At 67.0% G+C, this 16,943-nt stretch carries 11 protein-coding genes and 2 pseudogenes; 4 read left to right on the top strand and 9 right to left on the bottom strand.

Translation table 11 applies throughout. The annotated features are described in order from the left end of the window. Window positions 1-149 precede the first annotated feature (149 nt). Window positions 150-407: pseudogene (locus PV734_RS26975) on the bottom strand (zinc ribbon domain-containing protein); the annotation flags it as partial. A 1,328-nt stretch (window positions 408-1,735) separates the two neighbouring features. Here PV734_RS26975 and txtE point away from each other — a divergent pair. Beyond that, a complete protein-coding gene (txtE, locus tag PV734_RS26970; RefSeq protein WP_319292432.1) occupies window positions 1,736-2,956 on the top strand; it encodes a 4-nitrotryptophan synthase in 1,221 nt (406 codons plus the stop codon). A gap of 63 nt (window positions 2,957-3,019) precedes the next feature. Further along, window positions 3,020-4,192: a nitric oxide synthase oxygenase gene (locus PV734_RS26965; RefSeq protein WP_060890801.1), complete on the top strand. Its 1,173-nt coding sequence runs from the start codon at window positions 3,020-3,022 to the stop codon at window positions 4,190-4,192. Window positions 4,193-4,525: 333 nt separating this feature from the next. On the opposite strand, the pseudogene PV734_RS26960 reads toward PV734_RS26965, so the two are convergent. From PV734_RS26960 to PV734_RS26940, 5 genes and pseudogenes are all read right to left on the bottom strand, one after another. Continuing rightward, window positions 4,526-4,977 (bottom strand): annotated as a pseudogene (locus tag PV734_RS26960) (hypothetical protein). Continuing rightward, on the bottom strand, window positions 4,959-5,243 hold the full coding sequence (locus PV734_RS26955) for a hypothetical protein (RefSeq protein WP_010352781.1): 285 nt from the start codon (window positions 5,241-5,243) through the stop codon (window positions 4,959-4,961). The pseudogene PV734_RS26960 and the gene PV734_RS26955 overlap by 19 nt, the downstream one beginning before the upstream one ends. A gap of 372 nt (window positions 5,244-5,615) precedes the next feature. After that, entirely contained in the window at window positions 5,616-6,194 is a 579-nt protein-coding gene (locus PV734_RS26950) for a hypothetical protein (protein ID WP_046912624.1), read from the bottom strand. Between the two features lie 99 nt (window positions 6,195-6,293). Beyond that, complete coding sequence (locus PV734_RS26945) at window positions 6,294-7,574, bottom strand: tyrosine-type recombinase/integrase (RefSeq protein WP_050399610.1); 1,281 nt, start codon at window positions 7,572-7,574, stop codon at window positions 6,294-6,296. 36 nt (window positions 7,575-7,610) lie between these two features. Next, window positions 7,611-7,793, bottom strand: coding sequence for a helix-turn-helix domain-containing protein (locus PV734_RS26940; RefSeq protein WP_046912625.1), 183 nt, complete (start codon window positions 7,791-7,793; stop codon window positions 7,611-7,613). Between the two features lie 1,292 nt (window positions 7,794-9,085). On the opposite strand from PV734_RS26940, the gene PV734_RS26935 reads away from it, so the two are divergent. Together PV734_RS26935 and gltX are read left to right on the top strand one after the other, a co-directional pair. Continuing rightward, a complete protein-coding gene (locus PV734_RS26935; RefSeq protein ID WP_319292428.1) occupies window positions 9,086-9,649 on the top strand; it encodes an ATP-binding protein in 564 nt (187 codons plus the stop codon). A gap of 2,594 nt (window positions 9,650-12,243) precedes the next feature. Next, window positions 12,244-13,611, top strand: coding sequence for a glutamate--tRNA ligase (gene gltX / locus PV734_RS26930; protein ID WP_046912628.1), 1,368 nt, complete (start codon window positions 12,244-12,246; stop codon window positions 13,609-13,611). Window positions 13,612-13,622: 11 nt separating this feature from the next. On the opposite strand, the gene PV734_RS26925 is transcribed toward gltX, so the two are convergent. The 3 genes from PV734_RS26925 to PV734_RS26915 are packed head-to-tail and all read right to left on the bottom strand — an operon-like array spanning window position 13,623 to window position 16,941. Continuing rightward, window positions 13,623-14,615 (bottom strand): glycosyltransferase, encoded by a 993-nt coding sequence (locus tag PV734_RS26925; RefSeq protein ID WP_319292427.1) that lies wholly within the window; start codon window positions 14,613-14,615, stop codon window positions 13,623-13,625. Then, window positions 14,612-15,217 carry an HD domain-containing protein gene (locus PV734_RS26920; RefSeq protein ID WP_319292425.1) on the bottom strand — a complete coding sequence of 202 codons (606 nt, stop codon included), beginning with the start codon at window positions 15,215-15,217 and terminating at the stop codon, window positions 14,612-14,614. Before PV734_RS26920 ends, PV734_RS26925 begins: the two co-directional genes overlap by 4 nt. Further along, window positions 15,214-16,941 carry a carbamoyltransferase C-terminal domain-containing protein gene (locus tag PV734_RS26915; RefSeq protein ID WP_319292423.1) on the bottom strand — a complete coding sequence of 576 codons (1,728 nt, stop codon included), beginning with the start codon at window positions 16,939-16,941 and terminating at the stop codon, window positions 15,214-15,216. Before PV734_RS26915 ends, PV734_RS26920 begins: the two co-directional genes overlap by 4 nt. Between the last annotated feature and the right edge of the window lie 2 nt (window positions 16,942-16,943).

Raw genomic sequence — 16,943 nt, 5'->3', positions numbered from 1 at the left:
ACTACGCGGCCCGGGGTTAGGCGGCACGGATCGATGGCCCTGGGCACAGCCGTCATGCAGCTCATGCACTGCCGACCGCCTGCGGGCCCGGTCGCGAACTCCCGCCACATCACACAGCCTTCGGTGTCCCACGTTGCGGGGCTGCGCGGTCAGTAGGGCGTAACTGCGACTCGGTCAGGGGATCCCCATGGATCCGCGTCTCGACTGCTACGGCAACTCCCTCGCGGCCTGGAGCAGGTCTGGGAGGTCGGTGTGAACCGGCCGATCCTGACCAGGGTGCGGCCGTACCGTTCCGCTTTGTACTCCAGCATGCTGAGGAACGATGGCCACCCGGCGTCGTGCACGGACTTGGTCAGCTTCGTGCGGGCCAGTCCCGCCACCGACAGGTCCTCCACGGCGATCCCTTGGTCATCACCCGGCAGCCGGCCGGCTCCTACCAGGTGGGCCGGTTCGGCGGAGCCGGAGGGCCTGGCCCGGCCGGATACACACGGTGAGTGCCTTCGGTGCCAGGTCTCAGGCCGGAAGGTTCCGGCGGTCGCGTCCGGAACACCTCGTCCGCGACCGCCGGCCTGTGCAGGGCGACCAGCGGCGGCTTCCCCGGCGGCGGGCCGGGCAGAAGGGCGGAACGAGCCACGACGGCACGGACCAACTCGACCCAGGAGAGCCCGGTCTGCGGGTCGGCCGGGGAAAGTGCGGCCGGACTGCGGCTTGCGTGTTCCCAGGCTGAGCCGGTCCATCGACATCCGGCGTCTCAGACGCTACGTCACCCGTGAGATATACGGTCAGATGCAACCGCCACCTTCCTCGCCGCCTCGTCTTCTGCCGCCTGCCGCAACATCGGGGCATCCTGAACGTTCATCTCGCTTATGGAATGCGGCAGTTCATCGCCCGGCAGGACTGGCCGACCCGCTACCGGCTGGTCTCCAACGCACCCGGCCTCAACCCGGCGGAAGGCTTCTGGTCGCCGCTGCGGTCCCGCACCGCTTTCACCACTCTCCGAGCACCTCAGCCGGACCATCGAAACGGAATGAGGAAATCCGGTATGTTTCCCACTCATCGACGGATGCCTCGCCGGAACCGGTCCGTCCCTCACGCCAACGACCTCACAAGCTCAGTCGCTGTCAGGACGAGGGAAAACCTCCAATTCCCTCCCGGCTTTACCGGGGATATGACAAGGCGCCTCGTGGTGCGGCAGCTTTCGTCGGCACCTCGCGCCATGCGCAGGCCCCCCTGTTCGCGAAGGCATCGAAGGGGCACAGCGGAACTGGCATCCAACAGCTAAGGATCGGTCACCGATCGACAAGATTTCGTCGGGGATGCCTATCCATGATGAAGGTGTGCCGGCGCACGATCTTCAAGAGAGAGGAATTCCGGTGCCACGGCGCCTCCGTCACCAGGACAGGCAACACATGTGAGCGTGGTTCTCCTGTGGGCCGCTTCTTGATCCAGCAGCCCCGTTGCTCACACGCAGTGGCTCAGGTCCTCGTCGGAGAAGCCGATCTCCGCGCCGAACGGCACCTGCGAATCACCGCCGCTCGCCACAGGATTCCTCCGCTCCGTGGCCGGGCTCGCCCCGTCGCCGGAGATCCCGCCCGGCGATGCCGCGCCGCCCGCCCTGTCAACACGTATGCGCCGCGACTGACAACCACGGGATCGAGGGCTCGCCTCCCATCCCGGAATTCCTGCCGCGATCCCCGGCTCCGCATCCCTTTTCGACTACCCCAAGGAAGCCCCTGTGACCGTCCCCTCGCCGCTCGCCAACCCGTCCATCGTGCCCGACCCCTACCCCGTCTACGCCGACCTGGCCCAGCGCCGCCCCGTCCACTGGGTCGAGCGCCTGAACGCCTGGGCGGTCTTGACGTACGCCGACTGCGCCGCCGGGCTGAAGGATCCCCGGTTCACCGCCGACCGGGGGACGGAAGTGCTGGCCGCGAAGTTCCCCGGACAGCCGCTGCCGCCGGACAACATCTTCCACCGCTGGACCAAGAACGTGGTGATGTACACGGACCCGCCGCTCCACGACGCGCTGCGCCGGTCCGTCCGGGCAGGCTTCACCCGTGCCGCGCACCAGCACTACGACCAAGTCCTCCAGAAGGTCGCGCACGACCTGGTCGCTTCCATCCCGGCCGGTGCCACCGAGATCGACGCCGTCCCCGCCCTGGCTGCCGAACTCCCCGTACGCTCCGCCGTGCACGCCTTCGGGGTCCCCGAGGAGGACCTCGGATTCCTCATCCCGCGCGTGAATACGATCATGACGTACCACTCCGGTCCGAAGGATCAGCCGGTGACGCAGGAGATAATCCTGGAAAAGCTCACCGACCTGCACACGTACGCCTCCGAACTCCTCCAGGGCATGCGGGGCAAGGTCCTGCCGGACACCGTCATCGCCCGCCTGGCAGCCGCCCAGGACGGCCTGACCGAGACCACGCCGGAACAGACCGTGCACCAGCTGGCGCTGGTGTTCATCGCGTTGTTCGCGCCCACGACGCCGGGCTCTCTCAGCAGCGGCACGCTCGCGTTCGCCCGCAACCCGCGGCAGGTCGAACGCTTCCTGGCGGACCAGGCGTGCGTGGACAACACGGCGAACGAGGTCCTCCGCTACAACGCCTCGAACCAGTTCACCTGGCGCGTCGCGGCCAAGGACGTCGAGATGGGCGGCGTACGGATCGAGGCCGGGCAGACTCTCGCCCTGTTCCTGGGCTCGGCCAACCGGGACGCCAACATGTTCGAGCGACCGAACGACTTCGACCTCGACCGTCCCAACAGCGCTCGGCACCTGTCGTTCGGCCAAGGGGTGCACGCCTGTCTCGCCGCGCAGCTCATCTCCCTGCAGCTGAAGTGGTTCTACGTCGCCCTGCTGAACCGCTTCCCGGGCATCCGGACGGCGGGCGAGCCGATCTGGAACGAGAACCTCGAATTCCGCTCCCTTCGCTCCCTGCCGCTCAGCCTCCGCTGACGAGGTCAGCGCTCTACTCCCCTGCGAGGAATCGTGACCTCCGAAGTCGCTCTGGGCCCTTCCTTGCCCGCCCCGTCCCCGACAGCGTGCCCGGCACTGGGGCCCGATTCGTCCCTTGGCCCGGTCCCGTCGGCGGAACCGGCGACGCCGCAGTCCTGCGGCGTCGCCGATCCAAATGAGGCTGAGGAGTTCCTGCGCCAGTTCCACGCGGAGCAGTCCGATCAGCCCGTCCCGCTCGCCCGGCGCCTGGAGCAGGTCCGCGCCGCCATCGACGCCACGGGCACCTACCGGCACACCACCGCCGAGCTCGTGTACGGTGCCCGCGTCGCGTGGCGCAACTCCAGTCGCTGCATCGGCCGCCTGTACTGGAACAGCCTGCGCGTCCTGGACCGCCGGGACGCCACAGCCCCCGATGAGATCCACCGGCACTTGTGCACGCACCTGCGCCAGGCGACCAACGGCGGGCGCATCAGGCCGGTGATTTCGGTCTTCGCCCCGGACTCCCCCGGCCGGCCCGGCCCGCGGGTGTGGAACGAGCAGCTCATCCGGTACGCCGGCTACCGCCGCGACGACGGCACCGTGCTCGGTGACCCGCGCACCGCCGACCTCACCGAGGCCATCCTCCGCCTCGGCTGGCAGGGCTGCCCCCAAGGGCCGTTCGACGTCCTGCCCCTGGTCATCGACACCCCCGACGACAAACCCCGGTTCTTCGAGCTGCCGCGGGAGCTGGTCTTGGAGGTCCCTATCACCCACCCCGACGTCCCACGCCTGGCCGAACTGGGCCTGCGCTGGCACGCCGTACCCGTCATCTCCAACATGCGCCTACGCATCGGCGGGATGGACTACCCGCTCGCCCCGTTCAACGGCTGGTACATGGGCACGGAGATCGGCGCCCGCAACCTCGTCGACGAGGACCGCTACAACATGCTCCCCGCCGTCGCCGCCTGCCTCCAGCTGGACACCACCAGCGAGTCAACCCTGTGGCGCGACCGCGCCCTGGTCGAGCTCAACGTCGCCGTCCTGCACTCCTTCGAGGCCGCAGGTGTCCGGATCAGCGACCACCACGAGGAGTCCCGGCGCTTCCTCGCCCACCTGGCCAAGGAGGAACGCCAGGGCCGCACCGTATCCGCAGACTGGAGCTGGATCGTCCCCCCGCTCTCCGGCGGCATCACCCCCGTGTTCCACCGTTACTACGACAACGTCGACCAGCGCCCCAACTTCTACCCCCACCAGTGAAGTGATGAGGCGTCTACAACCCCGCCCCGCAGCATCTGCTCGACGGCCGCCAGTGCCGGCGGCTGTCGAACTCCTCCAGGAAGACGAGGTGGGAATGGCCGCAGGTGTGGCTGACGACGTCTCCCAAGGCCGGAGCCTGCGCGCCCTCACCGTGACTCGATTCGCTCTAGCAGCAGCTGGGCGGTCGCCAGCCAATCCCGTCGGCGTCGGCGTCGACGCTGGTCAGCTATGGCGCGCACTGCCTGACCAGATGCGAGTCACCGTAGCGGACCAGGGCAGATGGGCGGGCACCTGAATGCCGAACCCGGCGGCGTCGGACATGGCGCCCACTGGTCAAAGCGCAACGTCTGCAGCCTGATCGCGCTCACCAACTCCCGTACCGCCTGCAATCCACCACTCCCAGCGGCCAAGCAGCCAGCACATCGCCGGGGCCGTCAACATGACCACAGGGCGGTGCTGTCGCAGCGCGGCTTCGGCGACCGCCGCATCAATCGCGTAGGTGTGCCCGCGCAAGCCGGCATCCATCAACAGCTTCGAGGCCGCCCGCGCCTCCTCGTCGCCCACCGGGACTACGCGCAGTCCGGAAAGCACCCGGTTCAGGCAAGACATGTTCGTACGGGCGTGGACGGCCTCGATGATGGTGAGCGCGCTGATAACGACCTCCATGCCGCGCGAGCGGGCCTCGGCAACCAGAGCCACCACTTGCTCGTCGTCGGCGAGCAGCTTCGAAACCCCCCGCTGCCGAGGACCAGCGTCCCCTCGTGACTCAGCTTGCGGCGGGCCACTCGGCCTCCTCGGCGAACACCTCGTCGAAGACGTGCCGCGCCCGCTGCCGGGCTTGCTCGGAGCCCGGCTCCTTACGGTTCTCGTAGTCCGCCAGGTACTCGTCCAGCACCTGGCCGCGCAGCTCACGCTCGACCGCCGCGGCGATGTACGCGGAGAACTCCCGCTTGCCCACCCGCGCCCGGATCGCCTCGGCGGTCCCCTCCGGCAGCGACAGGTTTACCCGCGTCGCTGGCCCCTCCGCGATGCCGTACGTCGTCTCAGCCATGACCCCAAGCGTGTCAAACGAGTAGGAAAAGCGCTGCGGCCCGCGCCTGGGACTCGGCACCGGAGCCGACCGCCATCCCGGCACAACCGCAGCACGGTAGGGATGAGTAGGGGTGACGGCAGGTGACGACGGGTCAGGTTTCCTGGCACCATCCCAGCACGGAAAAAAACCAGGGGCCCGACCCCGAAGAGCCGAACCCCTATTGACCTGCATGTTTGCCAGATCAGTGACGTGGCGGTACGTCACCCGCTACACATTGAAGCGGAACGTTGACTACAACGCTCCCACCTGCGGAAACGCGGTTCCGAGAGGTCCAAGTCAGCACAGAATCAGCACGGAAACACAAGGTCAGCACTCAAGCTCCGAGGCGCGTCACGCGTGTACGTCGGAGAGCCCCTGCTGCAACAGCACGAGTGCCACCCCCAGACCCGCCGCGCCAAGCGCAATACCGAGCGGGCCGCCACCCGCGGCGGCGAGGGTCCCCAAGCCCAGCGACACAGCTGCACACACGATGTAGATCCATCCGCGCATTTTTCTGGGTAGATCACCTTGCACAGCCTGCCCACCCTCCAGGCCTTCGATCTTGGTCAGGAGGGTTCTGATCTCCGCGGATGCATGCCCATCCAGCCCCTTCGCCGCATCGTGGAGCAGTGCGGGTACGTCCGTGGGGCTGATGTCGAGAGTCCAGCCCTTGAAGTGATCGAACTCCTCCAGAAAGAGCACCTCAAGCTCATCGGCGAACCGATGCAGAAGCGACACTCGCTCGTGAACTCGCCCCAGGCCAGTCGCCATGTCCAGACCAACTTTGATCAGGGCGCGTGAAGCATCTGTCTTCCCCTCCGGGACACCCTGCTCCAAGTTGGTTGTCCAAATCACGTCCAGCTCCAGAAGGCGGGTGCAGGTTGCAACGATGTTCGCTGCGTCGCGCTGTTCCGCAATGCTCAGGGCCATGGGTGCTCCGATGCCGCAGGTCTCGGATCAACCTAGGCGCGCTAGCCCCCCTCCGCCCCCCGGGGTGGGCCAATTCGGTGAGCCGAGCGCGGACCCCCGTCACACTGCCCTGTCGTACCCCTCGGGCGACTCGGATGCCTCGGCCGCCAGTTCCACCGGCACGGGCCGCATGGCGTTCTGCATGACCTCTCGGCAGCGGTGCCAGGCGCCTGGCACGAGGTGTCCATAGATGTCCACCGTGGTCTTGATCGACTTGTGGCCGAGCCAGCGCGAGACCTCGTGGATCGGGATGCCGTTCGCCAGGGCTGTCGAGGCGAAGAAGTGCCTCAGCGAGTGCGGGGTGTACTTCGGCTTACCGTTGACGTCGACTAGGCCCGCAGCCTTGCACGCCTTCCTGAAGTGGTACGCGTACGTCGTGGCCGTGGGCATGGTGCCCTTGCCTCGTTCGCGGGGTGCGAAGTAGACGTCGAGCTGCCGATCCTTGCCCGCCTGATCCTTGAACGTCACGGGAATCGGGTCCCACAGCTCCAAGTGGGCGTCAATCTCCTCGTCGATGAAGGGGGCGATCGGGATGTCTCGGTACTCCCCCTCGGCCCGGTGCTTCAGCGGCACGAAGGTGGTGCGGCAGTCTCCACGGTTCGCCTTCGAGCTGACCTGCCAGCGGACACGGATGAACTCCGGCCGCCGGCACTCGCTCGCGAATCCGAGGCACTCGCTGATCCGGAGCCCGGCCCCCGACTGCAAGTAGACGGTCAGCCGATACTGGGGCGAGATGTGCTTCGCGAGCAACTCGACCTCTCCGAGGTCGGGGATCTCGTCCTCGTCCACAGCGAGCGAACTCGTCCGAGGGATCTTGATGCCCCTCGCAGGGTTTTCGGATATGCGCTTCTCGGTGACGGCGGACTCAAGCATGGCCGCCACGAACTTCAGGCGGTCGTTGATCGTGGAGGCAGCCATGCCCTCACCGTTGCGGTGAAGCGTGGCGATGAAGCGCTCGAAGTCGCCCGTCGCGAGCCCAGCCAGGGTCTTACGGCCGAGGTGGGGAACAAGGTGGTTCTTCGTGAACCCCTCGTAGTTACGCATGGTGCCCTCGGCAAGGATCTGCCTGTCGAGCCACTCCCGCGACCAGGCGCGAAGGGTAATAGCGCCGCGCTGGGGGTCGAGGTAGATCCCCATCCCTTTGTCGTGCTCAACCTTGGAGGCGAAGGCATCAGCGCCGTCCGGGCCGGTCTTCTTGTCGAAGGTCTTCTCCCGCTGGCGCGCGGTCCGCCCGCCCGGCTCTCGGTAGCGGACCGTCCACTTGTGTCCGCATCGCCCCTTTTCGCAGGGGTAGTCATTGTTCTGCGGGTCGGTCTTGCATTTCTGAAACACCGCGGCCATGTGGCCTCCTATCTCAGTTCAGGCAGCGGGCTGCCGTCATCCGTAGTGGTCTTCGAGGTACGCGACGATGTCGCGCTCGCGGAATCTCAGGAGCCGCCCGACCTTTTGGGCCTTCAGCCCCCAGTGGCGGTACTTGTTCCGCACCGTGATGTCGCTGACCTTCAACCATGCGGCCACTTCTTCCGGGGTGAGCAGCCGGTTGCTCCCCCCGGCGGTCAAGGCGCCACCTCGCAATTGCGGGGCTCGAAATCGGCGAGGGAGACATACGGGCCTGACATCCCGGGGCGAGAATGGGTAGGGGGTATTGCGGATCGGCGCATGGGCTGGGTGTTCCTTGCAAGGGAGCGCGCGGGGCGACAGAGCGGAACCAACAACGCCTGCATCCCACGCCGACTCAGCGGAGACCCGCTGAACTTCAGCGAACAGGCGCTGCGGATTTCAGGTCAGCAGCGGGCGTGGGCCGCGAATACCTCCTCGGTGTCTTTGCGGCACTGCCTACTGAGTCCGCTACGACTCCACCGCCAAGCACAGCCGAGTGCGAACACCATCAATGCTCTGGACGATCCCCGGTTTTGCTAACCGGGGATCATGGGCTATATATCGCTCGCAGCTTGCCCGGACTACGTGGAGTCCGAAGCGGAGGGGGCTCGGTCGGGGCACCGGGTGATCGCGACATGGACGAGGACGGAGCCGTCACGACGGTAGTCGGGTTACAGAAGGTTTTTCCGAGAAGGACGGATGCGGCACGCACAGGCAGCGCACGGTGGACAGGGTGACCAAGTCGTAGCTCCGTTAGGCAGTCCAGGCGATGACGGAGTCGAGCATTCAGCGGGGTGGACTCCTTGAGTCGGGCCGCGGATGTGGCAGGGGGCCAGCTCGCGGGTAGGCACTGCGGACAGACCTGGCAATCTCTTTGACGACAGCCCGCACGCCTTCCCTGTGCGCTGACCTGGTGTTTTCGGGGACGTTGTACGTTGACATGGGTTGCAGGAACGTTCCAGTCTTGTGAGCCCCTTTTCGTCTGCCGTGGGCGAAATCGATCTCCCGCACGGCTATTGAGCTCTGGTGGCTGCACCGGCTTGCCCCCTTGGATCAGTTTCTTGGCGCTCTGGCCGAGCAGTTGCTGGGGCTGCACCAGCCGATGCCCCCTCAACTGGGCGCTGCGGCGCCAGCCTCGCGCATCCCGGTCCCACCGGACGGACCCGCGCATGGACGTCGCGGTGCGTCTCGCCCGACCCTGACGTCACTCAGGACCTGGACTGGTGGGGACTGACAGCGAATCCTGAGTCGCGAGCGGCCAAGGAGAAGGTCTGATACGAGTCTCAGCGGGGTACGGTGTCAGCGACGTTTGTCGCCCCGTATCGACTGGCTCGCTAGCTTGCTTGCATCACAACTCGCCGAAACGTCAAGGCTCCTGCGTTGCGTACCTGTGGACAGATTGTCCTCACAGGGCTCTTGCCGGGTGGAAGGCTTCATTTCACTGAGGCCGCTCCCAAGGTGAGGTAGTCGTCATGGCGCGTCGCAATCCCGAACGTCCGACGTATGGATTCACGGTTGCGGCTGCTGTCGAGGCTGTTCCGGCGGCACGCCGCCAAGTCGTTGCACTGGCCAAGAATCTGGGTCTTCCCGTGTCGGACCAGATGCTGGAGACCATCGAGTTGCTGGCCAGCGAGGTGATCGCCAACGCTGTCCTCTACACAGATGCTCCGTGCGATGTCGCTGTGACACGGACCGACGAACGGCTTCGTGTCGAAGTGACGGACACCGATCCATCACTGCCGAGCGCTGTCGACGCTGGGCCCAACGACGAGAGTGGCCGCGGCCTCCTGCTCGTTGATGCCTTGGCGGACGCCTGGGGGACACAATCAGCACCCACGGGCAAGACGACCTGGTTCGAGATCACGCAGGAGCCTTCGACCGACGGCGAGCGCAACTCCGCGGATGCACCTCCTTCGCCTCCTACGGCGGCAGATGTCGCGCGACGAACTGAGCGCCAAGCCCGCTTGGCGTCGCCGGCCAACTCCCGGTCGTCCTTCGTGCCAACAAGTGCTGGGAGGCAGCATCAAGCTGCCTGACGCTGCCGACCCCTGCGTGACTGCGTCCGTTTCTGTGGGAGTCGCGATGTCCTTCGTGATCAATCGCCAGTGAGTTGATGCCACTCCCTGGCGCAGGTGTCCGGGAGGTGCGCCAGCGCACCTCTTTGAGAAGCCGGACGGCTCTGCGATGGTCGCGTCGCGCACCCTCGGTAACAGGAAGCGGTGCCCGACCGAGAGCACGCAGGCAGGAGGTGGGTACCGGGAGCCGGAACGCGCCGACTCATGTGGCCGCAGTGGCCGTTGCCGTCCCTCCGGACCGTCCCGAAGAGCCGCCCCCTGGTGCCCTTTCAGCCTCCCTGTCGGATAGCGGTGGATGCAGGGGCGAGTGGCCCTGAGTCGAGGAACGAGCCACCCCATTGCCTGAGGACGGTCGAGGAACCCCGCCTCGTCGGCATCGAGGACGATCACCTTGGCGGGCCACCGCTGAGTCCCAACCCGACGCACTTGACGAACTCGCCCGAATAACAACGGCCAACTGGGTGGCCGAGTTCCGTCACGGGCCTGTGGCGTAAATCGCGACACTCAACTCTCGCTTGCTTGTGCGATCTGTCGCCCGTACGGGCTAACGTATGGGCCATGTTCAGCCACGGCCCGGGACGATGCACCATCGCTGATTCGACCGCGATGGACTACCGAGGCATAGGCCCTTCCCGCTCGCTCGTCAGCGTGGATCTCAGGTCTTCGCGCTGATTCACTCGGGCGGGATGACGACGCGTGCCGTCCCGTGGGAACGCATCAGAGGCCGTTGTAATCCCGCTCCTCCCTACTACGGAGGGGCAACATGCCCAAGGCGCAGCCAGCCGAGCCGGAGTCCGCACCCAGCATTCCGGAGCCCCGCCCACCGAGGCTTTCATCATCCGGCTCAGAGTCTGAAGTGAACACCTCGAAGTCCCCCTCCGCCACCAGGTCCTGGGTCGTGACGGCAGCGGTGAAGGGCCTCTGTGCGGGCGCCGGCCGCGCGGTGACGGACTTCATCCTTCGGCAGTTCTAGCCGCAGGGCCCCGCACGACGCGGGGCCCTGCGCTTCTGCCAAGCCGACATTTCGTACGCTCGAACAGGGAACTGCCTGGGGGCTGCTTCAGTTGCGATCGTCCTTGACCACCGCCCCGGAAGGGGCGGGCTCCCGCTGTGTCGACGTGCAGGCGAGAGGCAGGCGGCCTGGTAGGTGGATCGGCACCAACCCGCGCCTGCACTTTTTCAGAGAGCCCTCACGCAAGTGCGTCGGTAAACGCGCCCATCGCCAGCAGGGGGGCCGACCGTGGGCAGAAGACGGATACGGTCGGAGTAGGCCCGTAGACCTTGTCTGCGTGCATCTGATCGCGCCGGAGACCTCGGGCCGCACATCGCTCTCCACGGCGATGCTGCCGCAGCCCGAGTCGTCCTGCCCAGCTCAGGCATTGAGAGTGGGGAGTGTTTACGTGTCGCCACATGCTTCGGATGGGCATTCCGACGGCTCACCGCGGGAGCACCTCGGCGGTCGAAGGGTTCTCACGGAGGAGCTGGTTCGTGACGCCCGGCGGCAGGTACGAAGCGGGGCTTCGGTAGATCACCTCGCACGTGCGATCGGAGTGAGCAGTAGAGCGCTCTCAAAGGCGGTCTATGGCGCCACCTGGCGCCGCGTGGACGATCCACCGCCGATCAGCCGGCCCATGCCCGCTGATCCGGATCAGCCCAGCCCGACCGTCCTGAATGAAGATCACGTGCGTAGGTTGAGGCGCGAGCACGCTGATGGCGCGTCGGTGCGCTATCTCGCAACGAGAAACGGCCTTCCCTACAACACTGTTCACGATGCGATCAGGGGCGTCACCTGGGGACATGTCGGTGGTCAGGTCCCGGAGGACCTCCCCGGAGAGCCGCGTCGCCCAGGTGTGCTCCTGACCGCGGCGTCAGTGGGAGAGATGCGGCGGGCGCATGCTGGAGGCGCTTCCTTGCGATCGCTTGCTGACAAGTTTCGCCTGGAGTACGCAACGGTCCGAGCGGCAGTACGGGGGGCAACCTGGCGTCACCTCACCGATCCGCCCCCTGTTCCAGCCACCGGGCGGGGCGGACGACATGCACTCACCAGTGAACAGGAAGCTGACCTCGTAGGGATGCGTGAGCAGGGCGGGTCCACGTACGCCCAACTCGGCGCCGCGTTCGGCATCAGTGAGTCCACGGCTTGGCACGTCTACAAACGCTGTCGTGGATCAGCTCCAGACTGAACATGCATGTGCCGGGTCGCGCTGTGTGGAGCGATTCTGTCGGCGCGGACAGCCAGGGCAATTTGGTTGCTGGGCAAGACGCTGCCTGGTGAACTGAACGGCATGCCGAACCATCACTGACGAGACGAGGACTTCCTTCCGTCAGCAGGGCTTCACGGTGATTCCCGACGTGCTCAGCAACAAGCAGATCGCCACAGGACGCAGCATCACGCGCGCGGTGGATGCCCACCTCAGCCGGACGGCATCACAAGATCTCCGACGGGCCGAATAATGTGATCGTCTGCAACGGTCGAGCAGCCGTTGGAAATCGGTAGGCTTGCAGGCATGTCTACAGCCTCCACACGCGTGCGTTTCGCCCCGTCCCCGACTGGAATGTTCCATGTTGGCGGGGCCCGGTCGGCTCTCTACAACTGGGCCGTCGCACGACAGTCAGGGGGCAAGTTCGTTCTGCGGATCGAGGACACCGACGCGGCCCGCAACAAGCCGGAGTGGATCGACGGCATCATCAGCGCGCTCGCGTCCATCGGGATCTCCAAGGACGATCCCGCCTTCGAGGGTCCGTACTTCCAGTCGCAGAACGCCGACCGTCACAGCGAGGCCGCCCAGCAGCTCTACACGCAGGGCCGCGCGTACTACTGCGACTGCACCCGTGAGCAGCTCCAGGAGCGCACCGGTTCGCAGCACCTCGGCTACGACGGCTTCTGCCGGGACCGGGGTCTGGAGTACGTGCAGGGCCGGGCGCTGCGGTTCCGCACGCCCACTGAGGGCGAGACGGTCGTCGTGGACCTGATCCGGGGTGAGCCCTCCTTCCCAAACTCGGCGATCGAGGACTTCGTCATCGCCCGCGGCGACGGCTCCCCGGTCTTCCTTATCGCCAACGTGGTCGACGACCTCGACGAGGGCATCACCCTGGTCATCCGTGGCGACGAGCACCTGTCGAACACGCCCAAGCAGCAGCTGCTGTGGGAGGCGCTCGGCGCGAAGGCCCCAGTGTGGGCGCACCTGCCGGTGATCGTGAACGAGAAGCGGCAGAAGCTGTCCAAGCGCCGGGACAAGGTCGCTCTTGAGGACTACCTCGCCGAGGGTTACCTGCCGGAGGCAATGACCAACTACCTGATGCTGCTCGGCTGGGGCCCTGGGGACGACATCGAGCTCCGCCCGTACAAGGAGCTGGAGCAGAAGTTCCGCGTCGAGGACGTGAACACCTCGCCGGCCTTCTTCGACATCAAGAAGCTGACCGCCTTCAACGGCGAGTACATCCGCGCCCTGCCGCTGGAGAAGTTCGTCGAGGCATGCGAGCCGTGGCTGCTCGCCCCGTACGCCAACTGGGCGCCCGAAAACTTCGACCAGGCCGCGTGGGAGGCGATCGCCCCTCACGCCCAGACACGCGTGGCCGTCCTGTCGGACATCACGGCCAACGTCGACTTCCTGTTCCTGAAGGAGCCGGTGGAGGACGAGGCGTCCTGGGACAAGGCGATGAAGGGCGACCCTGTGGCTCTCCTCACCACGGCCCGAGCCAAGCTGGAGACGGCCGACTGGACCAGCCCCGAGTCCCTCAAGGAGGCGGTCCTGGCCGCGGGCGAGGAGCACGGCCTGAAGCTGGGTAAGGCCCAGGCCCCGGTGCGCGTCGCGGTCACGGGCCGCACGGTCGGTCTGCCCCTCTTCGAGTCCCTGGAGGTCCTCGGCAAGGACCGCACGCTCGCCCGGATCGACGCCGCGCTGGCGAAGCTCGCCGGCTGATCACTTCCTAATCATGGTCCCGCCGCCTGCGCGAGGAGGCGGGACCATGCGTCGCGGAAGTACGTCGTGTCGAAGCGGGCCAGCGTCTCGTACGCGGTCTTCGACTCGGCGGGCGCAGCGTCCGCCCGATCCCGTATCTGCTGAGCGAGCCGACGCGGATCCAGGGGCGGCTGCTCGGTCAGACGCGCGAGGTCACCGAGTCCGGCGATCGGCTGGATGAGGCACGGCATGCCCAGGAGCAGCGCTTCTGCGGCGCACCGGCTCCACCCTTCCCGCATGCGTGGGGTGAAGACCCCGACGTCGCAGGCCCGCAGCAGTTCGAGGTACCGGGGACGAGGCAGGTCGAAGTGGAGTCCCGGGGAGCCGATAGTGTTGCTCCCGGTGGTCACGAGACGGAGCCCGGGTTCGCCCTCGATGGCCGTGGCGACCGTCTCGATGCCTTTCCAGTGCACAGCTTTGCCCGCGTAGACGATGATCTCGTCCTGCGGGAGACCGAGGCGGGCCTTACTTTCGGCCGGGTCCATGCCGCGGACTCCGTCGATCTCGGCGAGGTCGAAGGCGTTGTAGATCACCTGGACGTTGTCCACTCCGCGCTCCCTCAGGAATGCCGCCCAGGATGGGGCGACGCACACCACCGCACGGCAAAAGGGCAGAACCGCGAAGAGCCTGCGCCACAGCAGCGGTTCGAGGGGCCAGGAGTCGAACTGGAGGGGCTCGTAGTGGTGGAAGACGAAGACGGTCCGGGCCCGCATCTCCGGGGTGAAGAACAGGATGCTCAGGTCGTCCCAGAGGAACGCGCCCGGCTCGTCTCTGAGTTCGCGGATGCGGGGGGCGAGGCGGGCCAGGTGGCGCACCTTCCGTCCTCGGCGGACCGTGTAGGTGCGTTTGTAGTCCGGCACCGTGCGCCATTCGATCGAGTTGGCTGTGACCTCATGGATCATGCGGAGGTAGACGCGGCCTCCGGTGCGGCCCTGCGGCGACATGGAGTGGACGACTGGGGTCACCTGCTCGCCTCCGCTTGCTGTCGGTAGTCGGCGTGGAGCACCTCGTACGCGGCTCGTAGTGGTGGACTCACATCGCGGGACGCCTCGGCGAGCGGCAGGTAGGTGCTGGTCAGGCTGTCAAGGAAGCGCGCCCGGCGGTCAGGGTCCGGCGAGTGTCGAAGGTCGCGCAGGTTGTCGATGCGGTCGGCGAGACGGATGAGCAGTTCCTCCGGGCCGAGGCACCTGATCTTGTTGTGCCAGACGTCCGAGTCCCACGGCTGCTTGGGGCGCTGCTCCAGCCGGTGATCGGGGGTCATGGAACGCAGCCGTTGTGTGAGGGCTGGGCCCAGCTGGGAAGCTATGAGGCGCTCAGCCGACGGCGCGATCTCCAGCGCGTCGTGCAGCAAGCCGAGGATGAGCAGTTCGGGATCGGTGACACCCAGTTCGTCCTTCAGGACGGTCACGACGCGCACTGGGTGGTTGATGTAGGGCGATCCCTGGTCACGGACGTGACCGGCGTAGACCGTCGTGGCGAGGATCGCGGCGAGCCGCCCACGTGCTCGTTCCGGCTCCGGCCAGTCCTTGAAGCCGAGTTCGTCTGTCACGGCGGGGGTACTGGTCATGCGCGGTCCGTTCCGTCGGGGGCCGTCAGGGCCGTGTCGAGCCGCACATGTGGGGCGAGGACCAGCGTGTCCTCCACGACCAAGGCGTCGAGACCGAGATCGACCGCGGCGGTGACGGCCTGCTCGGCAGTGCGGAGGATGGGCGTTCCCTTGAAATTCAGGGAGGTGTTCAGGAGGACGGGCACGCCGGTGAGCCGGTGGAAATCCTCCAGGAGCGGGCGCACGCCGGAGTGCCCTCGGCCCACGGTCTGGAGACGGGCGGTTCCGTCGTGGTGGACAACCGCGGGCATCCGGTCGGACTTGCAGTGCCTTGCGCGTACGACGCGGTTCATGAACGGGTCGCCGTCGCCGAGAAACCACGCGTCGGCTTCCTCGGCCAGTGCCAAGGGCGCCAACGGGCGGTAGTCGGCTCGCTGTTTGAGGGCGTTCAGGCGGGTCTTGGTCTCCGCCTTGCCGGGGTGGGCGAGGATCGAGCGGTGACCGAGGGCCCTCGGCCCGAACTCCATGCCGCCCCGTACCCAGCCGACGACGTGGTGGTCTGCGAGGAGCGCGGCGACGGTGGGGATCAGCCGTTCACCGAGGCCGGAGACGCTGCGGTAGCCGCCCGCCAGCGCTCCGTCGGGCACCGGACCGGGGAGCGGGCCCCAGTCGGCGTCCTCGGGCTTCGGCAGAAGGGGTTGTCGGAGGATGTAGTTCCAGGCGTAAAGGGCGGCGCCGACCGCGGTGCCGGCGTCGTGCGGAGCCGGGGCGACGAACAGGTTCTCGAAGCCGGATTCCTCGGTGAGGGTGCCGTTGAGATGGGAGTTCAGGGCGCAGCCGCCGGAGAAGACCAGTGTGTGGGCGGCCGTGAGGCGGCGCAGATGACGGGCCACGTGGATGACCGCCTCTGCGAAGACCCGCTGTGCCGCCGCGGCCAGGTCGGCGCGGGTGTCCAGCGGCTTCGAGTCGGCAGACCGCGCGGTCCAGATGGTGCCTTCGATCCTGAGCGGGGTGTCGGCGTCGTACGAGCCCCAAGGCGCCACGATGTGTACGTGTCCGTGCTCGCCGAGATGGACGAGGTCGCGGAGTTCCTTGTAGTAGCGGTCCGGATCCCCGAACGCGGCCAGGGCCATCATGCTGCCCTCGACTTCGTTGCCTGGCGGAATCACCCGCAGCGCGAGGTTGCGGTAGAAGTGGCCGAGGGACGGGTGGGTGCGCACGGGTCCGGACGGGCCGGGGGCGATGGCTGGTGCGACCTGGTGGACGCGGTCGATGCTGTCCGGTGTCAGGTCGTAGCCGGTGATCCGTTCGCGTCCCGATCCGATGTCCGTGCCGAGGACGGAACCGCCCGCGTCGATAACCAGTCCGGCGGCGTGTTCCTGGCCGGAGAGCAGATAGCCGGCCAGGACGTGGGCGGTGTGGTGGGAGATGAGCTGCAGCCGCTGCCCGAGCGTCTCGGGGAGCAGGGCGGCGAGTTCGGTCTGTTCCGTGGACACCCACGATCCATGCCGGGGGGAAGGCCGCATGGACGGGGTCCACACGTGGTCGATGTCGTCGACGCTGATGCCGGCGGACCGCAGGCACCAGTCGAGGGCATGGGTGGGGGTGCTGAGGATGCCCTTGCGTGTGGTGCGGTTGTGTTTGACGCCGCTCCATCGCTCCTCCTCGGCCGCGTAGATGCGCCCGTCGACGACGAGGCAGGCGGAGGTGTCGTGGTGGAAGTTCAGACCGAGCGCTGCGGGCATGG

Source organism: Streptomyces sp. AK08-02 (genome assembly GCF_033795085.1).
In the GTDB taxonomy this organism is placed as follows: Bacteria; Actinomycetota; Actinomycetes; order Streptomycetales; family Streptomycetaceae; genus Streptomyces; species Streptomyces echiniscabiei.
This window is presented reverse-complemented; position numbering and strand designations above follow the sequence as displayed.